This window comes from Pseudomonas cremoricolorata DSM 17059 = NBRC 16634, assembly GCF_000425745.1.
GTDB lineage: Bacteria > Pseudomonadota > Gammaproteobacteria > Pseudomonadales > Pseudomonadaceae > Aquipseudomonas > Aquipseudomonas cremoricolorata.
In genome coordinates this window covers 210295-230895 of sequence record NZ_AUEA01000001.1, presented here as the reverse complement: position 1 = coordinate 230895, position 20601 = coordinate 210295, and the positions used below count along the sequence as shown (strand labels likewise).

Below are 20601 nucleotides of genomic sequence, written 5' to 3'. Positions count from 1 at the left end.
GTGGTCAGTCGCGCATCAGCAAGCGCGGGGCAAGCTCTTTGAGCGCGCGGCGATAGACCTCGCGCTTGAATGTCACCACCTGGCCCAACGGATACCAGTAGCTGACCCAGCGCCAGCCATCGAACTCCGGTTTTCCGGTCAGGTCCATACGTACCCGCTGCTCATTGGTGACCAAGCGCAGCAGAAACCATTTTTGCTTCTGGCCGATACACAGCGGCTGGCTGTGGGTGCGGACCAGACGCTGGGGTAGACGATAACGCAACCAGCCGCGCGTGCAGGCAAGAATTTCCACGTCATCGCGCTCCAGCCCCACTTCTTCATTCAGCTCGCGGTACAGGGCATCTTCCGGCGTTTCATCAGGGTTGATTCCGCCCTGGGGAAACTGCCAGGCATCCTGGTTGATCCGCCGAGCCCATAACACCTGTCCGACATCATTCGTAAGAATGATCCCGACATTGGGGCGAAAACCATCCGGGTCGATCACGGCCGCAACCTCGAAAACGCATGTCGCCGCATTGTTCCACAAAGCTTGCGAGCGCAGCAACGCGCCCGCAGCGCTTATCTGCTGCGAGTCTGGCAGGGCGTGAGCGCGCGGTATTGACCGGCGTCGTGGAACGGGTGAACGACGCTTGCCTGATCGAGGGTAAAGGGCCGTGTCAGGTATATACCGCCACGCCATGACCGGGCGATGACGCTGCCGATCAGACCGGCTTGGCACCCATCAGCGCGGCGATCAGCACCAGGCACAACGTGCTGAGCAGCGCCAGGGCCAACGTCAGGCGCGGTCGCTGCACGCCACCGCGGCGTTGACGGTAGAGCCGCAGCAGCAGCCAGCTGGTGCTCGCCGCAGCGATGCCATACAGCGAGCTGGACGCCAGCAGCCAGGTCTGGCCGAGCGGCCAGCCGATCAGGTGCACCAGCCACCAGCCGCTGAACGGCATGCTCAACAGGCTCAACGCCAGCAACAGCCAGACGCCCAGCAGCGGCCCGCGCAGCAGCTCGCCAGCGACGGCCGCGCCGGCCAGGCGCCGCGCCCGCCAGGCCCACAGCGCCAGGCCTAGGGCACTGCCCAAGGCCAGCACGGTGGCGGTGATGTGCACGGTCTTGAGCGTGGTCAGCAGGTCCATGGGTCAGCTCCGCAGAATGAGGCCAGCCTAGCCGAGGAACATCTGGTATGCCGGGTTATCGGTTTCATCCCAGTACGGGTAGCCGATCTTGGCCAGCGCCGCCGGCACCAGGTGACGCTCGTCCTCCGGCACCTGCAGCCCGGCGACCACTCGGCCATCGGCCGCGCCGTGGTTGCGGTAGTGGAACATGGAAATGTTCCAGCGCCCGCCGAGCTTGTCGAGGAAGTTGAACAGCGCGCCCGGACGCTCGGGGAACTCGAAACGCAGCACGATCTCGTCGTGGGCCTTGGCTGAATGGCCGCCGACCATGTGGCGGATATGCAGCTTGGCCAGCTCGTTGTCGGTCAGGTCGATGACCGGGAAGCCCTGGTCAGACAACTGCTGGACCAGCGCCGCGCGCGGGTCGTTGTCAGGGTGGGTCTGCACGCCGACGAAGATGTGCGCCTCGTCCGCGGTGTGCTTGCGGTAGTTGAATTCGGTGATCTGGCGCTTGCCCACCGCTTCGCAGAACGCTTTGAAGCTGCCGGGCCGCTCGGGGATGGTCACGGCGATGATCGCTTCGCGCTTTTCGCCGAGCTCGGCACGTTCGGCCACGTGGCGCAGGCGGTCGAAGTTGACGTTGGCCCCCGAATCGATGGCGACGAAGGTGTGGCCAGTGAGGCCGGTGCGCTCGACGTACTTCTTGATTCCGGCCACGCCCAGTGCACCGGCCGGCTCGGTGATCGAGCGGGTATCGTCGTAGATGTCCTTGATCGCCGCGCAGATTTCATCGGTGCTGACCGTGATCACTTCATCGACATGCAGACGGCAGATGTCGAAGGTGTGCTGGCCGATCTGCGCCACCGCAACGCCGTCGGCGAACAGCCCGACCTGCGGCAACACCACGCGCTCGCCGGCGGCCATGGCCGCTTGCAGGCAGTTGGAGTCGTCCGGTTCGACACCGATGACCTTGATGTCCGGACGCAGGTACTTGACGTAGGCAGCGATGCCGGCGATCAACCCGCCGCCGCCGACCGGCACGAAGATGGCGTCCAGCCGGCCCTGGTGCTGGCGCAGGATTTCCATGGCCACGGTGCCCTGGCCGGCGATGGTGTGCGGGTCATCGTAGGGATGGATGTAGACCAGCCCGCGCTCATCGACCAGCTTCAGTGAGTAGGCCAGCGCTTCGGGGAACGAGTCGCCGTGCAGCACCACTTTGCCACCGCGCGAACGCACGCCTTCGATCTTGATCTCGGGGGTGGTCTTGGGCATGACGATGGTCGCCTTGATACCCATCTCGCGCGCCGCCAGGGCCAGGCCCTGGGCATGGTTGCCGGCCGAGGCGGTGACCACGCCACGGGCCAGTTCCTCGGCGCTCAGCTGCGCCAGCTTGTTGTAGGCCCCGCGAATCTTGAACGAGAACACCGGCTGCAAGTCTTCGCGCTTGAGCAGAATCTGATTGCCCAGGCGCCGGCTCAGTTGCCCGGCACTGTGCAGCGGGGTTTCGACGGCAACGTCGTAGACGCGCGAGGTGAGGATCTTCTTGACGTACTGTTCGAGCATCGGGGAAGCACACTGGGCCGCGGGACAAGGCCTGGAAGTCTACCCCAGCGTCCCGTCGGGCGACCACAGCAATGCCGCGCGAGTCGCTATACTGGCCGCTTTTGAATCCATCGCCCCTTTTTGGAGCCCGCATGACCCAGGACCAACTCAAACAGGCCGTCGCCCAGGCTGCCGTCGACCTCATCCTGCCGAAACTCGACAGGGACAGCGTGGTTGGCGTCGGCACAGGCTCCACGGCCAACTTCTTCATCGATGCCCTGGCTCAGCACAAGACCGCCTTCGACGGCGCCGTCGCCAGCTCCGAAGCCACGGCGGCGCGGCTCAAGGGCCATGGCATCGCCGTGTATGAGCTCAACAGTGTCAACCAGCTGGAGTTCTACGTCGACGGCGCCGACGAGAGCGATGCGCACCTGAACCTGATCAAGGGTGGTGGCGCCGCGCTGACCCGCGAGAAGATCGTCGCGGCCGTGGCGCACACCTTCATCTGCATCGCCGACGCCAGCAAGCTGGTGCCGGTGCTGGGCGCCTTCCCGCTGCCGGTGGAGGTCATCCCGATGGCGCGCAGCTACGTCGCCCGCGAGCTGGTCAAGCTCGGTGGCGACCCGGTCTACCGTGAAGGCGTGGTGACCGACAACGGCAACATCATCCTCGATGTGTACAACCTGCAGATCACCGACCCGCGCCTGCTGGAAAGCCAGATCAACGCCATCGTCGGCGTGGTCACCAACGGCCTGTTCGCCGCGCGCCCGGCCGACATGCTGCTGCTCGGCACCGCTGAAGGCGTGCAGACCCTCAAGGCCAACTGAGCCGCATCAGGGCTGCTGCGGCTTGAACACGTAGAACAGGTTCGGCTCGCTGACCAGGTACAGCGTGCCAGCCTCGTCCATCGCCAGACCCTCCGCCTGCGGCACGGTACGCTGCAGGCCTTGGTAGCCCTTGCGCAGCGACAGGGTACTGAGCGGTTTGCCCTCCACGCTCAGCTCGACGATCAGCCGCGACTCATCGGACAGCGCCAGCAAATGCCCGCTGCGCTCATCGAACTGCAAGCTCGACAGGTCGCGCACGAACAACCGTGAGTCACGCTCGCGGTCCTGCACCACGTGCACAGCGAAGGGTGCGTCTGGCTGTTCGTTGGGGAAGCCGCGCACCTCGTAGATCATCATTGGGTCACGCTCCTTGGCGACGAACAGGCGCTTGCCCTGCGAATCGTAGGCCAGCCCCTCGAAACCCTTGTTGCCGTTCAGGCCGATGCCCAAGGTCAGCTGCTGCGCAGCACTGGCATCCAGGGCGGTGGTGCTGTCATCCAGTTGCACCTTGATCAACCGCTGCTGACGCTCGTCGGTGATGACGTAGCTGCCGGGGCCGACGTACTCGACCGCCTCCGGATCGCCGAAGCCGGTCAGCGCCACGCGGCGCAGGATGCGCCCATCCAGCGACAGTTCGATCAGTTCAGGGCGGGCGTTGGTGACGGTGAACAGGGTCTTGCGGTCCGGATCGTAGGTCAGCGCCGAGACGTCGTCCTCCAGGCCGTCGATCACCTTCGCCTCGATGCTCACCTGGTAATCCTGCAAGGCGATGCCCTGCTGCGCCGGCTGCCACCAGGTCTTGACGTTGAACCAGGCCCGCTCGAACAGGCGAAACTCCTGCGCCGCAACGGCGAGCAACAGCAGACACAGACCCAGCATCGACAGCAACAGCGGCAGGCGGAAAACACGGCGCATGGAAGAACGACTCGGCAATCAAGGGTGGCGCATCTAAGCACGAATAGCTGAAGCGCCGCTTAACGAGCCGGCGCTGTCGATGGTTTTTTCTTGAAGCGGTAGAACAGGTCTGGCTCGCTGACCACGTACAGCGTGCCCTGGTCATCCATGGCCACCCCTTCGGCCCGGGGAATGTGCGCCGAGAGGCCGTTGAAGCCACCGAGCAAGGCCATGAAGCTGACCTGCCGACCCTGTTCATCCAGTTCCAGCAGCAGGTGCGAGTCAGCCGACAGCGCCAGCAGGTGACCGCTGCGCGGGTCGACGGTCAGCGCAGACAAATTGCGCAGGTCGAGCTGGTCGCTGGGCAGGTGGCGCTTGTCGCCGGTGAGCGGGCCGTGGCCGCTGGCGGCCCAGCTGTAGAGTTTCGGCGGACGCTCCTGGCCGATCAGCAGGCGCTGGCGGTGCGGGTCCCAGGCGATGGCTTCGAAGCCTTTGTTTTCCTCAGGCGAGGTGCCGAGGTCGTAGGTGGTGAAGTCAGCGCGATTGAGCGCGGTGGTCTCGGCATCGAGCTTGACCAGCACCAGGTCGTGCTTGCGCTCGTCTACGATGGCGATCTGGCCATCGGGCATCACCGCCACGCCTTCGGGGTTGTCCCAGCCGAGCAGGCGAATCTTGCGCAAGACCTCGCCATCGAGGCTCAGCTCGACCAGAAACGGGTGCTTGCCCATCACCGAAAACAGCGTGCGGGTCTGCGGGCTGAAGGCCAGATCGGAGGCTTCATCGTCGCCGATACCGGCCATCTGCTTGGCGTCGATGTCGACGCTGTAGTCGGGCAGCCAGACGCTTTCCAGGCGCGTGCCGGGGCTTTGCTGGCTTTCCTTGAGCCACAGCAGCCCGCGGTCGTCCCAGTGCATGAGCACGGCAACGCCATAGAAAGTCACCGCCAGCAGCGCCAGCCACACTGGCCAGCGGCGCAGGGCAGAACGTTTCGGCGGCGTGGCCAATGAGGAGGAAGAAGAACGGGGCATCGTGCGGGTCACCTGAATCATGGGCAGCCAGCGCGATGCCTGGGGCCGACCTGCAGCCCCGGTCATGCGCCTGTACCCGGGAAAAGACCCGGCGATTATCCACATGGGTTGTGAAAAAAGGGTAAAGCCTGGGCCGCTGGCCGCTGCGGCGACTTACAGCACCCGGCTGTCGAAACGGCTGACGCCCGGCAGCTCCAGCACCAGCTCGTCACCGGAGTGGAACGGGCCAACGCCGGCCGGGGTGCCAGTGAGAATGACGTCACCTGCCTGCAGCGAGAACTGCGCGGCCATGTGCTGGATGATCGGCACGATGGGGTTGAGCATCATTGCGCTGTTGCCATCCTGGCGTACTTCACCATTGATGGTCAGGCGAATCGGGATGTCGTTGACGTCGGCGAAGGCGTCGGCGGACACGAACGGCGGCAGCACGCAGGCACCGTCGAAGCACTTGGCAATTTCCCACGGCAGGCCCTTCTCGCGCAGGTTGCTCTGCACATCGCGCAGGGTCAGGTCGAGCGCCGGGGCGAAGCCGGAAATGGCGTCGCGCACGTCTTCTTCGCTGGCCTGGGCCGACAGCGGCTTGCCCAGCAGCACGGCGATTTCCGCCTCGAAGTGCACCGAGCCACGATCGCCTGGGATGTTGAACCCACCTTCGGCAGGCACCACACAACTGCCCGGCTTGATGAACAGCAGCGGTTCGGTCGGAATGGGGTTGTTCAGCTCTTTGGCATGTTCGGCGTAGTTACGCCCCACGCACACCACCTTGCCCAGCGGAAAGTGGATGCGCGTGCCGTCTACGTATTGGTGCTGGTAACTCATGGCCGATTCCTTTGCTGACTAGGGTTCAGGGGCGAAGATCTTACCCGGATTGAGGATGCCATTCGGGTCGAACACCGCCTTGATCGCTTTCATGCAGGCGATTTCCGCCGGCGAGCGACTGTAATGCAGATAGTCGCGTTTGGTCATGCCCACGCCATGTTCGGCGGAGATCGAGCCCTGGTAGCGCTCGACGATCTCGAACACCCACTGGTTGACCGTGGCGCAGCGGGCGAAGAACGCCGCCTTGTCGAGGTGGGCCGGCTTGAGGATGTTCAGGTGCAGGTTGCCATCACCGATATGGCCGTACCAGACCACCTCGAAGTCCGGGTAATGCTGGCTGACCACCGCATCGATCTCACGCAGGAACGCCGGCACCTTGGCCACGGTGACCGAGATGTCGTTCTTGTACGGGGTGAAGTGGGAAATGGTTTCCGACAGGTACTCGCGCAGTTTCCACAGGTTCCTGAGCTGGGTTTCGCTCTGACTCATCACCCCATCGAGCACCCAGCCTTGTTCCACGCAGCGCTCGAAGGTGGCCAGAGCCTGCTCGGCGACCTCGTCGTTGAGCGCTTCGAATTCGAGCAGGGCGTAGAACGGGCATGGCGTCTCGAACGGGGCCGGAACGTCGCCACGGGCGAGGATGTGCGCCAGTCCCTTGTCGGAAAAGAACTCGAAGGCGGTGAGGTCGAGCTGCCCCTGGAAGGCATGCAGCACCGGCATGATCGAATCGAAGTCAGGCGTGCCGAGCACCATCGCCGTGAGGTTGCGCGGGGCGCGCTCCAACCGCATGGTGGCCTCGACCACGAAGCCCAGGGTGCCCTCGGCACCGATGAACAACTGGCGCAGGTCGTAGCCGGTGGCGTTCTTCACCAGGCCCTTGTTCAGTTCGAGCAATTCTCCCGTGCCGGTGACCACTTTCAGCCCGGCGACCCAGTTGCGCGTCATGCCGTAGCGGATCACCTTGATGCCGCCGGCGTTGGTGCCGATATTGCCGCCCACCTGGCTGGAACCGGACGAAGCGAAGTCGACCGGGTAATACAGGCCGTTCTCTTCGGCGAAGGCCTGCAACTGCCGGGTGATGACCCCAGGCTGGCAGACCACGCTGCGATCGACCGCGTCGAAGCCGAGGATCTGGTTCATCTGGTCGAACGCCACCACCACTTCGCCCAAGGCCGCCACCGCCGCCCCCGACAGCCCGGTACGTCCGCCCGAAGGCACCAGCGCAACTTGGTGGCGGTTGGCCCAACGGACGATGGCCTGGACCTGCTCGATGGTTCTGGGCAGCACCACGGCACTGGGTGCCGGCGGGTACTGGCGGGTCCAGTCGGTGCCGTAGGCCTGCAGCGAGGCGGGGTCGGTCAGCACCTTGGCGGGTGCGACCAGCGTCATGAGTTCAGCGAGTACCGCGGTGTCGGTCATGGCAGGAACACTCGGACTATTCATGGTCAGCCTGAACAGGCTTCATGTGGCGGAATCAGCGCAGATTGCGTCGCGCATGGTAGCATATCGCCCCCGTTGTTCGTGCTAGGCACCCTCGCCGCGCCGCTGCAACTTCTCGCCATTTTTCTCCGGGATACAGGTTTACGCAGATGAGCAAGACTTCTCTCGAAAAGAGCAAGATCAGGTTCCTTCTCCTTGAAGGTGTGCACCAGAACGCTGTCGATACCCTCACGTCAGCCGGTTACACCAATATCGAGTACCTCACTGGTTCGTTGCCCGAAGCCGAGCTGAAAGAAAAGATCGCCGATGCCCACTTCATCGGTATCCGCTCACGCACCCAGTTGACCGAAGAAATCTTCGACTGTGCGAAGAAACTGGTCGCGGTCGGCTGCTTCTGCATCGGCACCAACCAGGTCGACCTCAATGCCGCCCGCCAGCGCGGCATCGCCGTATTCAACGCGCCGTACTCCAACACCCGTTCGGTCGCCGAACTGGTGCTGGCCGAAGCCATCCTGCTGCTGCGCGGCATCCCCGAGAAAAACGCTTCGTGCCATCGCGGTGGCTGGATCAAGAGCGCTGCCAACTCCTTCGAGATTCGTGGCAAGAAGCTCGGCATCGTCGGCTACGGCTCGATTGGTACCCAGCTGTCGGTACTGGCCGAGAGCCTGGGCATGCAGGTCTACTTCTATGACCCGCTGACCAAACTGCCGCTGGGCAACGCCACCCAGGTCGCCAACCTGCACGAACTTCTGGGCCTGGCCGACATCGTGTCGCTGCACGTGCCTGAGCTGCCGTCCACCCAGTGGATGATCGGCGAGAAAGAAATCCGCGCCATGAAGAAAGGCTCGATCCTGATCAACGCCGCCCGCGGCACCGTGGTCGAGCTCGATCACCTGGCCGCCGCGATCAAGGACAAGCACCTGATCGGCGCCGCCATCGACGTCTTCCCGGTCGAGCCGCGCTCCAACGACGAAGAGTTCGAAAGCCCGCTGCGCGGCCTGGACAACGTCATTCTCACCCCGCACATCGGTGGCTCCACCGCCGAAGCACAGGCCAACATCGGCCTGGAAGTGGCCGAGAAGCTGGTCAAGTACAGCGATAACGGCACCACCGTTTCCTCGGTCAACTTCCCTGAAGTGGCGCTGCCGGCGCACCCTGGCAAGCACCGTCTGCTGCACATTCACGAGAACATCCCGGGCGTGCTCAGCGAAATCAACAACGTGTTCGCGGAAAACGGCATCAACATCTCCGGCCAGTTCCTGCAGACCGACGACAAGGTTGGCTACGTGGTCATCGACGTCGATGCCGAGTATTCCGACCTGGCGCAGGAAAAACTCCAGCACGTCAAAGGCACCATCCGCTCGCGCGTATTGTTCTGATACGTCGCGCTCGCCCGCATACGGCCTGTTCTGCCAGGCCGTATGCGGGCGCGCCGTACCGGCCCGGATCATCATGACTGGGCCAATCAACCCCTTCTGCATTACTCTGCCCGTCTGGCCTGCCCATCTGGCCTGCCCGTCTGGCGCGGGAAAAAATTCACCCTTTGGCAAACATTCCCCGCCGCGCACGGTCATAGCCTGCGCTTCACCGGCCAGGAGCAGCGCCGGCGAACGCCATTCACCTGCCAGACACAAAAAAAGGGACACCCATGCGTTTAACCATTGGCGTACTGCTTGCAGTACTGATCAGTCCATTGGCCCAGGCCGAGCTGCTGGATGAAGTCAACGACCGGGGCGAACTGCGCATTGCCGTACTGGCCGACACGCCGCCCTACACCTTCAAGGACGGCGAGCACCTGGCAGGCTACGACGTGGAACTGGGTCAGGCCCTGGCCGATGAACTGGATGTACGCGCCGCCTTCGTCGAGGCGCCGGCCTCGGAACTGGTGCCGGGCCTGGAAAGCGGGCGCTATGACATCGCGCTGAATGATCTGAAGGCGCCCGCCCAGGCCGAGATCGACACCAGCCAACCGTTCAGCAGCGAAACACGGGTGATTCCCTTCCAGAAAGACAACCCGGCCTTCCAGAGCGCGGTGAACAACGCCTTGCAGCGCCTGAGCGAAGCGGGTCGCCTGGCCGAACTGGAAGCCAAGTGGCTGAAACCTGCCGAGCAACCTACCGCGGCGCACTAGGCACTGCGATTCGCCCGAGGGCCTGGCTGGCCTGCTCCAGCTCGAGCTCGCTGAACACCTGCACGCCCTCGCGGCGCAACAGTGCAGCAGTGACGCCCTCGCCGCTCACCTTGACCCCGCTGAAACTGCCGTCATAGGTCAGGCGATTGCCGCACGACGGGCTGCCTGATTTCAGCACCGCCACAGCGATGGCGTGTTGCCGCACCAGCGCCAGTGCCTGCTGCGCACCACGCACGAAGGCCTGGGTGACATCTTCGCCGTCAAGGGTCAACACCTGAACCTGGTCATCGAGCACCTGCCCGCCCTGCCCACCGGGAATCTCTGCCGCTGGGCGCGGCGTGGGCAAGCCACCGGCCACCTCTGGGCACAGCGCAACCACCCGACCCTCGGCCTGCCAACCGCGCAATACATCCGGATGGCCACTGGCGCGACCGTCATAGCGCACCGGCTGGCCGAGCAGGCAGGCGCTGACCAGCACCTTGGGCAGCTCAGAAAGGGTCATTGCCGCGGCGCCTGAACCAGCCGGTGAGCGACAGCCGATCACGGCTGGCCGGCAGCACTTCATGGGCTACATCGCCCGACAGAAACACCACCAGCGAGGCCGCCTGCGGGGGCACATCGTGCTCGCCCTCGCGCAAATACATGCGCAGCTCCCCGCCTTGCCCGGCTTGCCAGTCTTCGTTGAGGTACAGCACCGCTGAGACCATGCGCCGGTCGTCATCCTGGAAGCGATCGAGGTGCCGCCGGTAGAACGCACCCGGGGGGTACAGGGCGAAATGGCACTCGAAATCTTCAAGGCCCAGGAACAGTTCGCGATTGATGGTCTGGCGCAAGCCATCCATCACCTCCAGGTAACGGTCGCAGCAGTCTGCGTCACCCGGCTCGATCCACTGGATGCGGTCACCTCGGATCGCCTCGCGGATGGTCTGGGCATCGCCTCGGCCGATCGCCGCCGGCTCCAGCTCGCCTTCCGCCGAACGGCGGCGACACTCGCCCGCCAGCGCGCGGATCAGCTCGCCGGGCAAGAACAGGGCCTGCTGCGACCAGCCACGGGCGGCTAGATCGTCGACGATGGCCGACAACATCGGGTGTACGGAAGGTAGGGTCATGGCCGGCATCATAGCGGTAACCCGAGCGCACAAATAGTAGGCTTCGCTGGCGGTACGCGCGTACCACCTGACGGGCAGCGGCCTTTGGGTTCTCGACAAATCAGGCCGGTGCCTAGGACAATGGCGCCCTGCCGACAGGAGTCCTGAATGCGCCGTCCGTTTTCCCTGCTTGTGCTGATGATCTGCGCCATGCCTGTCTGGGCAGACAGTCTCGATCAACTGTACAAAGCCGCTGGCTGGGCCGACCAACGCGCCCACTTCACCGATGCCGTGAGCGCCGCCCAGCAGCGCTACCGCAACAGCCTGCCGCCTGCGGTGTTCCAGGCCCTGGTCAACAACAGTAACCAGCGCTTCCAGGCCCAGGCCATGGATCGCCGCGCCCAGAGCCAACTGCGCGCCACCCTGCCTGACCCCGCTGCAGCGCTGACCTTCTTCCAGTCGCCGCTGGGGCGCAAGGTGGTCGCCGCCGAACTGCTGGCCACGCGCAAGGACCAACTGGCGAAAAACGCCGAAGGGCTGCCGAAGATTCAGGCCAGCGACAACCGCCTGCTGCTCATCGACCACCTGGCGCGGGCCTTGCCTGCGCGCGAAGCCGGGGCGGAGGTGAGCCTGGCCATCGCCGGTGTCGCCGCCGACAGCTTGAGCTCGATGCTGCCTGGCCTGTTCGGCGGTGGGCAGGCGCAGGGCATGCTCGACGGCCAGCGGCAACGGCTGATGCAGCAGATCGGCAGCGACCTGAACAACACCTTGCTGTATGTCTATCGCGAATTGTCTGACACCGAGCTGGAAGAATTCGCCACCTTCGCCGAGTCCGCCGAGGGCAAGGCCTATTACCAGGCCGCGCTGGCTGCCGTGCGCGCCGGCCTGGCCGTGGGCCAGAGCGGCGCCGACCTGAACTGATCAGCCCAAGTGCTGACCGAGAAACGTGAAGTACTGCTGGCGCACATCAGGCAACTCGTTGGCCAGGTGATGGCGCGCCTGGGGCAGCATGAGAATCTGCGGCTTGGCGAACTTGTCCTGCAGCACCCGCAGGTTGTGCTGCCAGTCCACCGTCCCGTCGGCCTCGCCCTGCACGATCAGTAACGGCCGATTGCTGCGCGGCGCCGCTTCGATGTGCTTGACCCACTGCACCAGCGCACCGACCCAGGCGGTCGGTAGACGCCGCGGCTGCAAAGGGTCTGCCTGCAGAAACGGCAGGAAGGCCGGGTCGCTGCTGTTGTCGGTGAAGCGCCGCTCGATACCACTGACGAAATGCCGCAGCACGCTATAGCTGAGCTTCGAGCGGCCCCAGGCGCGCGGCCGCACCAGCGGCGCCAGCAACACCACCTGGCCTTGCGCGGGGCTCTGTTCGGCGCAGTGCAACAGGTGATCGACGACGATGGCGCCACCGGTGCTCTGCCCGCACAGGTGCCAGGGTTGTGGCAGCTCGAGGGCCTGGGCCTGGATGAACAGCGCATCGAGCACCTGCTGATACACCGCGAAATCATCGATGCTGGCCCGCGGCCCACTCGACAGCCCGTGCCCCGGCAAGTCGCAGCTGAGCACCGCATAGCCCTTGCCCAGCGCCCATTCGATGACGTGACGGAACAGCCCCATGTGGTCATAGAAGCCATGCAGCAGGAACAGCGTCGCCACCGGCTGCGCTGGCAGCCATGCCTGTCCGACCACCTCGAAGCCGGCCACCTCGAACTTGCCCAGGCTGCTCGGGGTGGGCAAGTCGAGGCCGTAGAAGCGCTGGTAGAGCACGCCTTGCTCACTCAGCACGGCGCGCGCGTTCAGTGGTGCGAGGCTTTCGCGCAACAGGTCGGGGTGAAAACTGGCAGGCATGGGGCAAGTCCGAATCAAGCAAGCATTGACCTGCGATATTCAGCTCTGGCTCACGCCGTGGCAAGCTGGGCGACTCGTTCATCGCCAGCGCCGCAGCGCGACATCCGTGGATCGCCCATGTCCAGCCCTTCTCGCTCCACCCTGTCGCTCGTCCTGCTGGCGCTGCTCGGCGCCGCCGTGGCCTGGTTCGCTTACGAGCGTTTCCAGGCCCGCTACCTGCGCACGTTCGATCATCAGGCCACCCTGTTCGACGGCAGCCTGTTGCGGCTGCCGGCCGAAATCGCCGGCCCCGGGGCGATTCGCGTGGTGCACTTCTGGGACCCAACCTGCCCCTGCAACGTCGGTAACCAGCAGCACCTGAGCGAGCTGGTGCAACGCTTCGCCGGCGACGACGTGCAGTTCTATACCGTGCGCAAACCCGGCAGCCACGGGCAGCTGCCGCAGCCTCTGGCAAGCTTGCCGGAACTGCCAGCGCTGCCCGGCAGCGCGCAATTACCGGCAAGCCCCGCCGTGGCGATCTGGGATCGACACGGCACACTGGTGTACTTCGGGCCGTGGAGCGAAGGCGCGGTGTGCAATGCCGGCAACAGTTTCGTCGAGCCCATCCTCGAGGCCCTGCACGGCGGACGTACGGTGGCGGCGACCAACACCCTGGCGGTGGGCTGCTACTGTCCATGGTCAACCGCCGAGGCCCCTCGATGAAAACCCGTCTGAGCCTGCTGGCGCTGAGCGTGGTGCTCGCCTTGGCCACCTGCGTTGGCGTCTATCTGTACCAGAAGCAGCCACAACGCCACGGCGAGCTACGCCTGGCCGGGTTGCAGGCGCCGGTGCAGGTCGACTACGACGCCCGCGGCGTGCCGCATATCCAGGCGCAGAACGAGGCCGACCTGTACCGGGCACTTGGCTATGTGCACGCCCAGGACCGCCTGTTCCAGATGGAGCTCATGCGTCGCCTGGCCCGCGGCGAACTGGCCGAAGTACTCGGCAAGGCCCTGGTGCCGACCGATGCGCTGTTTCGCAGCCTGCGCATCACCGAACGCGCCACGCGCATGGCGCAACGTCACGACCACCAGAGCCCCACCTGGCAGGCGCTTCAGGCCTACCTCCAGGGCGTCAACGCCTGGCAGGCCGAACATCGGCCGATGGAGTTCGACCTGCTCGGCATCACCCCGCGCCCATTCACCGCCGAAGACACCTTCAGCATTGCTGGCTACCTGGCCTACAGCTTCGCCGCAGCGTTTCGCACCGAACCTGCGCTGACCTACATTCGCGACCAACTGGGCGCTGACTACCTGGGTGTGTTCGACCTCGACTGGCAGCCCGCCGGCAGCGTCGCCGCGCCCCTGAGCGCTGCCGACTGGCGCGGCCTCGAGCATCTGGCGCAGACCAGCCACGACGCCCTGCAGCTCACCGGCATCGCCCAGTTCGAGGGCAGCAACGCCTGGGCGGTGTCTGGCAGCCATACCCGCAGTGGCAAGCCGCTGCTGGCCGGCGACCCGCACATCAGCTTCGCCGTGCCGTCGGTGTGGTACGAAGCCGAGCTGAGCGCGCCAGGTTTCAACCTCTATGGCCATCACCTGGCGCTGACCCCGTTCGCCCTGCTCGGGCACAACGCCGAGTTCGCCTGGAGCCTGACCATGTTCCAGAACGATGACGTCGACCTTGTCCGCGAGCAGGTCAATCCGGCCAACAGTGAGCAGGTGCTGATCGACGGGCGCTGGCAAACCCTCGAACGCCGCGCCGAATCGATTGCCGTCAAAGGTGAGCCGGCGCAGGTGATCGAACTGCGCCACTCGGCCCACGGCCCGATCGTCAATCGCGTGCTCGGCGACAGCGCAGGCGATGCGCCGATTGCCCTGTGGTGGGCGTTTCTGCAAACCGAAAACCCTATCCTCGACGGTTTCTACCAGATCAACCGCGCCGCCTCGCTGGCGCAGATGCGCGAAGCGGCGAGCAAGATCCACGCTCCGGGGCTGAATCTGGTGTGGGCCAACGCCGCCGGCGACATCGGCTGGTGGGCCGCGGCGCAGTTGCCGATTCGCCCCGATGGCGTCAATCCTGCGTTCCTCCTCGACGGCAGCAGCCACGCCGCCGACAAGCTGGGCTTTCGCCCCTTCAGCGACAACCCGCAGGAGGAAAACCCAGCACGCGGCTACGTGGTCTCGGCCAACGCACAGCCGCCAGGCGAGGTCGCCATTCCTGGCTACTACAACCTTGCCGACCGCGGCCGCCGCCTCGACCAGCGTCTGCGCGAAGGCGGCACGCAGTGGGACACCGCGCGCAGCCAGGCGCTGCAACACGAGGTCGGCAGCGACTACGGCCCGCGCACGCTGGCACCGCTGCTGCCGACCTTGCGCCGGGTGGCCGAGGGCGAGCGGCAACAGGCACTGGTTCAGGCCCTGGCAGACTGGCAAGGCGACTACCCACTGGAGTCTACGGCGGCCACGCTGTTCAACCAGTTCCTCTATGAGCTGGCCTTCGCCGCCCTGCATGACGAGCTGGGCGACACTTGGTTCGAGGTGCTGCTGGGCACCCGCGCCATCGATGCCGCGCTGCCGCGCCTGGCCGCCGATGCCGGCTCACCCTGGTGGAAAAACCGCCATGAGCCATCGGCAAGTGGGCGCGAGGCGGTGGTGCGCCTGGCCTGGCAACGCAGCCTGAGCCACCTGCAAGCGCTATACGGTGAAGATCCGGCGGACTGGCGCTGGGGCCAGGCACACACCCTCACCCATCACCACCCGCTGGGAGCGAAAAAACCGCTGAACCTGCTGCTGGACGTAGGCCCGTTCGAAGCACCGGGCAGCCACGAAGTGCCGAACAACCTGTCGGCAAAAATCGGCCCGGCGCCCTGGCCCGTCACCTATGGCCCCTCGACGCGACGGGTGATCGACTTCGCCCACCCGCAACTGGCACGCACCCTCAACCCGGTCGGGCAGAGCGGCGTGCCCTTCGACCGTCACTACGCCGACCAGGCCCAGGCATACATAACTGGACAAGATTTCCCGGCGCAGCCGCCCACGGAGGATGGTCGCAGCACGCTACGCTTGCTGCCCGCCAATCCTACTCAAAAGGAATAGCCCGCCATGGACAAACACTTCATCGACATCGATGGCGCACGCCTGAGCTACGTCGACCAAGGCCAGGGGCCGGTCGTGCTGCTGGGCCACAGCTACCTGTGGTCTGCCGAAATGTGGGCGCCGCAGGTCGAGGCCCTGTCGAGCCGCTACCGGGTGATCGTCCCTGAACTGTGGGGCCACGGCGACTCGGCGGCGCCGCCACCCGGCACCACAGACATGGCCGCCCTGACGCGCCAGTACCTGCAACTGCTCGACGCCCTGAACATCAGCCGCTGCCATGTCGTGGGGTTGTCGGTGGGCGGGATGTGGGGCGTGCACCTGGCCCTTGCGCACCCGTCGCGAGTCGACCGCCTGGTGCTGATGGACACCTACCTGGGTGCTGAACCCGATGCCACCCGCGAGCGCTATTTCGCCCTGCTCGACGCCGCTTCACAAGCCGGTGAGTTCACCGAGCCGTTGCTGGACATCATCGTGCCGATCTTCTTCCACGCCGGTGGGGCCACCGTACCGGAAGTACGCGAGCGCTTTCGCAACGACCTGAAAGCCTTCAGCGCCGAGACCATTCGCAACAGCATCGACCCTTTGGGCCGGCTGATCTTCGGTCGGGAAAACCTGCTCGAACAGCTCGGCCAACTGCCTGCCGAGCGCAGCATCGTCCTGGGGGGCGATCAGGACATCCCGCGTCCGCCCGCCGAAGCCACTGAAATGTCCCGGCTGATCGGCTGCCTGGCGGCGCAGATCCCCGATGCCGGGCACATCTCCAGCCTGGAGAACCCCAAGGTGATCAATGAGTTTCTGCTGAACTGGCTGCCGCGCGCGGCGGGCTGAGTGGCGGCAGACACCCCACAGGTGCCATGCACACGCTGTGGGGGGCCGCTTGCGTTCGCTGCGGGTGCAGCGAAGCGGTGGCATCAGAACGCTGGCAGTACCGCGCCCTGGTATTTCTTCTCGATGAAGGCTTTCACCTCAGGGCTGGTCAGGGCCTTGGCCAGTTTCTGTATGGCATCGCTGTCCTTGTTGTCTGGACGAGCCACCAGGAAGTTCACGTATGGCGAGTCGCTGCCTTCGATGACCAGCGCATCCTTGGCCGGGTTCAGGCCGGCTTCCAGGGCATAGTTGGTGTTGATCATGTCCAGGTCGACCTGGTCGAGAACGCGCGGCAGCATGGCCGATTCCAGTTCACGGAATTTCAGCTTCTTGTCGTTCTTGACGATGTCCTTGGGAGTCGCCAGGGCATTGTTCGGGTCTTTCAGGGTGATCAACCCGGCTTTTTGCAGCAGCAGCAAGGCGCGGCCGCTGTTGCTGCCCTCGTTGGGAATGGCGACGGTCGCGCCTTGCTTGAGCTCGTCGAGGCTCTTGACCTTCTTCGAGTAGCCGCCGAACGGCTCGACGTGCACGCCGACCACGGTCACCAGGTTGGTGCCTTTGCCTTCGTTGAAGTTCTTCAGGTATGGCAGGGTCTGGAAGTAGTTGGCATCCAGACGCTTCTGGTCGACCTGTACGTTGGGCTGCACGTAATCGGTGAAGACCTTGATTTCCAGGTCCACACCTTCCTTGGCCAAGGTCGGCTTGATCAGCTCGAGGATCTCGGCATGCGGCACCGGGGTGGCAGCCACCACCAGTTTTTCAGCCGCCGAAGCCAGGCCAGTGAATGCAAGGGCAGCGGCCAGGGCCGTGGTCAGCAACGTCTTCTTCATGATGTTCCTTGAAAGTGTGCGAGTACGGGGTCGACAAGGTGCGGCCGAGCACAGCGATGGGCCGGCGTGAGGCGGACAATACCGGTAATACTTATGCCTTAACAATATCTTTTGATTTGCTTCTTATTCCAAATTGATCAGTCGTTATTCCCGTTGTTTCTGCTCCCCACAACGCCCTGCCCCGACTCGCCGGATTCCAGCTGCGCCAGGGCCTGACGCAGGGTGTCGCGCAGTCGTGCCAGTGTCTGCGGCTCGCGGCTGGCACCGAGTTGCGCCACCTTGGCGGCCAGCTGTTCGATGGGGTCGGCAGGTGGCAACCCGAGGTGTTCAGGCAGCACTTCAGGTCCGTGGCTGACCAACAGGGCAAAGTGGATGACGTTTTCCAGCTCGCGGGTATTACCCGGCCAGTCGTGCCCTTCCAAGGCCAGTTGCGCCGCCTCGCTGAGCAACGGCACGGGGCGGTCCAGCCGGGCGCTGTAGATGCCCACGAAGTACTCGGCAAGCGGCAGGATGTCACCCACGCGTGCGCGCAACGCCGGCAACAGCAGTTCGCCCTCGTGCAAGTAGTGGTACAGCCGCTCGTTGAACAGCCCTGCGCGCACCGCATCGGCAAGGTCGATGCTCGACGCTGCTACCAGGCGCACATCCACTGCCTGCGGCCGCTGCGCGCCGACGCGGGTCACTTCGCGGTTTTCCAGCGCTGCCAGCAACTTGCCCTGGATCGCCAGCGGCAGGTCAGCGATTTCATCCAGATACAGCGTGCCGCCGTTGGCCGAGCCAAACCAGCCTGCGCGGCCGCTGGCCGTGCCGCCATGGCTGCCGGCGCTGTAGCCGAAAAGCTCGGCATCGGCATAGGTCGGACTGATCGCCGCGCAATTGACCGAAACGAACAGCCCGACCCGATCGCTGGCCCGGTGGATCTGTCGCGCCAGCAGTTCCTTGCCGCTACCGGTCTCGCCGCGAATCAGCACGGGCAAGGGTTGCGGCGCCAGGCGTTCGAGCTCGTCGCGCAACTGCTGCGAGCGCGGATCGACGAACACCAGCGCCTTGGCGCGAATGCTCAGCGGGCTTTTGTCCAGCTCGGGGAAGGTCAGCAGCGGCTGGCCGAAGGTGTCGTGCAACGTCATGTGAACACTCCCACCACGGCATCGGTGGCCCTGGCGTGTACGCGGAAAACGGTGATGGCAGAGGCGCGTCAGGCGCGGCGCAAGCTGCGCTGTTCGGCCCGGCCCTGCAATCGATAAAGGTAGGCGAAGCCCTGCTCCCAGCGCTCGTGCCCGGACTTGACGTTGATATGCCCGGCGCTGGCCAGCAAGCCCACCTCGGCACCCCAGTCCTGGGCCAGGCACATCGCCCGTGGCACGCTGACGGCGGGGTCGTTATCGGAACTCACCACATGGGTGGCGAACGGCAGGCGCTGCCTGGGAATCGGTGCGAAGTTGCGCAGCGCAGCCGCGCAGCCAGGGCGCTCGACGTCGGCAGGCGCCACCAACAATGCCGCGCGCACCCGGCGCAGCAGGGTCGGGCTGGCCTGTGCGGCCCAGTGCGCCACGGTGACGCAACCCAGGCTATGGGCCACCAGAATCACCGGCGAGCACTCGGCGGCAATCGCCTGCTCCAGCGCCGACACCCAGTCCTCGCGCTGCGGGGTGAACCAGTCGAGCTGCTCGACCCGCGCGCTGTTGGGCAGTGTGCGCTGCCAGTGACTCTGCCAATGGTTGTCTGGCGATCCTTGCCAGCCCGGCACGATCAGATAGCGGATCGACTCATTGCGCATGGGTACGCCTCCCTAACGTGTGCATTGATGTGGCCGATTATAAGGGTGGTGTTATATGCGTAAAGGAATAAGAAGCTATTTGTTAATAACCATAAATCCAGATCAAAAAAAGGGTCGACCTCTGCCAAGAGACCGACCCTGAAGGCTTGCCTGATTCCACTCACACTCAGCGCGCGGTGATCACCGCCAGCTTGCTGATTCCCGCGCGCTCGATCGCCGCCATCGCCCGCGCCACCTCGCCGTAGTTCACGCTATCATCGGCCTGCAGTTGCACGCGCACCTCTGGGTCGTCGAGCTTGGCGCGCTTGAGCCGCGCCTCCAGGCCGTCGGACGGCAGTTCGTCCTTGTTGATGAACAGCTTGCCCGAGCCATCGATGCTGACCACCAGCGGGTCTTTCTGCTCGACCGGCGCCACCGCCTCGGTCTTGGGCAGGTTGATGGGAATGGCGTTGGTCAGCAGCGGCGCGGTGACGATGAACACCACCAGCAGCACCAGCATGACGTCTACCAGCGGCGTGACGTTGATTTCACTGAGGACCTCGTCGCTGTCCTGGGTCGAAAAAGCCATGTCAGGACGCCTCCTTCACGGCAACCGCTGGGCCAGCCTGGTGCTTGTGCAAGGCCGGGTGCAGCAGCACGCGGAACGCGCTCTTCTGCGCCAGGCTATAGAAGTCGTGGGCGAAATCATCGAGGTCGGCCGTGGTCAGCTTGAGCCGACGCAGGAAGTAGTTGTAAACCAGCACCGCCGGCACGGCGACGGCAATGCCGACCCCGGTGGCCACCAGGGCAGCGCCAATGGGCCCTGCCACGGTTTCAAGGCTGGCCGAGCCTGCGGCGCTGATGCCCTTGAGCGCTTCCATGATGCCCCACACCGTACCGAACAGGCCGATGAACGGCGACGTGGTACCGATACTGGCAACCACCGCCAAGCCACTTTCCAGCGAACGTCGTTCACGCACGATCTGCTGGCGCAAGGCGCGTTCGAGGCGGTCCTGGTGGTTGATGGCGTGGCTCAGGTCACTGCTCTGGCCCGGCTCGGCCACGGCGATGGCTGCGTAACCTGCCTGGGCAACACGTGCGGCGGGGCCTGGCTGGGTCTGGCTGAACTCAGCCGCAGAGTCGAGGCTGGAGGCAGCCCAGAAGTGGCTGTGGAAACGTTTGTCCTGACGTTTCAGGCGTATGAACTGCGTGATCTTGATCAGCGCCAGCGCCCAGGTGGCGACGGAGAAACCAACCAGCAGCCAGATGACTGCACTTTCAACGGATTCGAGGGGGGATGCCAACACGCTCATGATAGGGCCTTCCTATGTTCGGTCGATGGACGCCG

General features: G+C 64.8%; 22 protein-coding genes. 7 read left to right on the top strand and 15 right to left on the bottom strand.

Annotated features, from left to right (window positions below; genetic code table 11):
- Positions 1-4: 4 nt before the first annotated feature.
- The 3 genes from H618_RS0101080 to ilvA all read right to left on the bottom strand — a co-directional run bounded on the left by H618_RS0101080 (position 5) and on the right by ilvA (position 2669).
- Positions 5-484 (bottom strand): RNA pyrophosphohydrolase, encoded by a 480-nt coding sequence (locus H618_RS0101080; RefSeq protein WP_028693297.1) that lies wholly within the window; start codon positions 482-484, stop codon positions 5-7.
- A 217-nt stretch (positions 485-701) separates the two neighbouring features.
- Positions 702-1127 carry a DUF2269 family protein gene (locus tag H618_RS0101075; RefSeq protein WP_028693296.1) on the bottom strand — a complete coding sequence of 142 codons (426 nt, stop codon included), beginning with the start codon at positions 1125-1127 and terminating at the stop codon, positions 702-704.
- A 27-nt stretch (positions 1128-1154) separates the two neighbouring features.
- Positions 1155-2669, bottom strand: a complete 1515-nt coding sequence (ilvA, locus tag H618_RS0101070) for a threonine ammonia-lyase, biosynthetic (protein WP_028693295.1) — start codon at positions 2667-2669, stop codon at positions 1155-1157.
- 131 nt (positions 2670-2800) lie between these two features.
- On the opposite strand from ilvA, the gene rpiA reads away from it, so the two are divergent.
- On the top strand, positions 2801-3475 hold the full coding sequence (rpiA, locus tag H618_RS0101065) for a ribose-5-phosphate isomerase RpiA (RefSeq protein WP_028693294.1): 675 nt from the start codon (positions 2801-2803) through the stop codon (positions 3473-3475).
- Positions 3476-3481: 6 nt separating this feature from the next.
- Here rpiA and H618_RS0101060 read toward each other — a convergent pair whose 3' ends face one another.
- The 4 genes from H618_RS0101060 to H618_RS0101045 form a co-directional block, all read right to left on the bottom strand.
- Positions 3482-4390, bottom strand: a complete 909-nt coding sequence (locus H618_RS0101060; RefSeq protein WP_028693293.1) for an SdiA-regulated domain-containing protein — start codon at positions 4388-4390, stop codon at positions 3482-3484.
- 59 nt (positions 4391-4449) lie between these two features.
- Complete coding sequence (locus H618_RS0101055) at positions 4450-5397, bottom strand: SdiA-regulated domain-containing protein (protein ID WP_028693292.1); 948 nt, start codon at positions 5395-5397, stop codon at positions 4450-4452.
- Between the two features lie 153 nt (positions 5398-5550).
- A complete protein-coding gene (locus H618_RS0101050; protein ID WP_028693291.1) occupies positions 5551-6216 on the bottom strand; it encodes a fumarylacetoacetate hydrolase family protein in 666 nt (221 codons plus the stop codon).
- 18 nt (positions 6217-6234) lie between these two features.
- Entirely contained in the window at positions 6235-7635 is a 1401-nt protein-coding gene (locus H618_RS0101045) for an FAD-binding oxidoreductase (protein WP_028693290.1), read from the bottom strand.
- 170 nt (positions 7636-7805) lie between these two features.
- Between H618_RS0101045 and serA the strand changes: the two genes are divergently transcribed.
- Positions 7806-9035 carry a phosphoglycerate dehydrogenase gene (gene serA, locus H618_RS0101040; protein ID WP_028693289.1) on the top strand — a complete coding sequence of 410 codons (1230 nt, stop codon included), beginning with the start codon at positions 7806-7808 and terminating at the stop codon, positions 9033-9035.
- Between the two features lie 269 nt (positions 9036-9304).
- Positions 9305-9787 carry a transporter substrate-binding domain-containing protein gene (locus tag H618_RS0101035; protein WP_028693288.1) on the top strand — a complete coding sequence of 161 codons (483 nt, stop codon included), beginning with the start codon at positions 9305-9307 and terminating at the stop codon, positions 9785-9787.
- Here the strand turns inward: H618_RS0101035 and H618_RS0101030 are convergent.
- On the bottom strand, positions 9771-10289 hold the full coding sequence (locus H618_RS0101030) for a 2-thiouracil desulfurase family protein (protein WP_028693287.1): 519 nt from the start codon (positions 10287-10289) through the stop codon (positions 9771-9773). The two genes, H618_RS0101035 and H618_RS0101030, sit on opposite strands and share 17 nt — an antisense overlap.
- Complete coding sequence (locus H618_RS0101025; RefSeq protein WP_033727392.1) at positions 10276-10905, bottom strand: 2OG-Fe(II) oxygenase; 630 nt, start codon at positions 10903-10905, stop codon at positions 10276-10278. Before H618_RS0101025 ends, H618_RS0101030 begins: the two co-directional genes overlap by 14 nt.
- 138 nt (positions 10906-11043) lie before the next feature.
- On the opposite strand from H618_RS0101025, the gene H618_RS0101020 reads away from it, so the two are divergent.
- Positions 11044-11796, top strand: coding sequence for a DUF2059 domain-containing protein (locus H618_RS0101020; protein WP_028693285.1), 753 nt, complete (start codon positions 11044-11046; stop codon positions 11794-11796).
- Here H618_RS0101020 and bipL read toward each other — a convergent pair whose 3' ends face one another.
- Positions 11797-12723, bottom strand: coding sequence for a phospholipase BipL (gene bipL, locus H618_RS0101015; protein WP_028693284.1), 927 nt, complete (start codon positions 12721-12723; stop codon positions 11797-11799).
- 117 nt (positions 12724-12840) lie between these two features.
- On the opposite strand from bipL, the gene H618_RS0101010 reads away from it, so the two are divergent.
- The 3 genes from H618_RS0101010 to H618_RS0101000 are packed head-to-tail and all read left to right on the top strand — an operon-like array spanning position 12841 to position 16628.
- Positions 12841-13425 (top strand): DUF6436 domain-containing protein, encoded by a 585-nt coding sequence (locus tag H618_RS0101010; protein WP_028693283.1) that lies wholly within the window; start codon positions 12841-12843, stop codon positions 13423-13425.
- Entirely contained in the window at positions 13422-15800 is a 2379-nt protein-coding gene (locus H618_RS0101005; protein ID WP_028693282.1) for a penicillin acylase family protein, read from the top strand. The genes H618_RS0101010 and H618_RS0101005 overlap by 4 nt, the downstream gene beginning before the upstream one ends.
- A 6-nt stretch (positions 15801-15806) precedes the next feature.
- A complete protein-coding gene (locus H618_RS0101000; RefSeq protein WP_028693281.1) occupies positions 15807-16628 on the top strand; it encodes an alpha/beta fold hydrolase in 822 nt (273 codons plus the stop codon).
- A gap of 83 nt (positions 16629-16711) precedes the next feature.
- Here H618_RS0101000 and H618_RS0100995 read toward each other — a convergent pair whose 3' ends face one another.
- From H618_RS0100995 to H618_RS0100975, 5 genes are all read right to left on the bottom strand, one after another.
- Positions 16712-17497, bottom strand: coding sequence for a MetQ/NlpA family ABC transporter substrate-binding protein (locus H618_RS0100995; protein ID WP_028693280.1), 786 nt, complete (start codon positions 17495-17497; stop codon positions 16712-16714).
- Positions 17498-17634: 137 nt separating this feature from the next.
- On the bottom strand, positions 17635-18624 hold the full coding sequence (locus tag H618_RS21070; protein WP_050577175.1) for a sigma 54-interacting transcriptional regulator: 990 nt from the start codon (positions 18622-18624) through the stop codon (positions 17635-17637).
- Positions 18625-18692: 68 nt separating this feature from the next.
- Positions 18693-19274 carry an alpha/beta hydrolase gene (locus tag H618_RS0100985; protein WP_028693279.1) on the bottom strand — a complete coding sequence of 194 codons (582 nt, stop codon included), beginning with the start codon at positions 19272-19274 and terminating at the stop codon, positions 18693-18695.
- Between the two features lie 166 nt (positions 19275-19440).
- Positions 19441-19842, bottom strand: coding sequence for an ExbD/TolR family protein (locus H618_RS0100980; protein ID WP_028693278.1), 402 nt, complete (start codon positions 19840-19842; stop codon positions 19441-19443).
- Between the two features lies 1 nt (position 19843).
- Positions 19844-20566, bottom strand: a complete 723-nt coding sequence (locus tag H618_RS0100975; protein WP_028693277.1) for a MotA/TolQ/ExbB proton channel family protein — start codon at positions 20564-20566, stop codon at positions 19844-19846.
- Between the last annotated feature and the right edge of the window lie 35 nt (positions 20567-20601).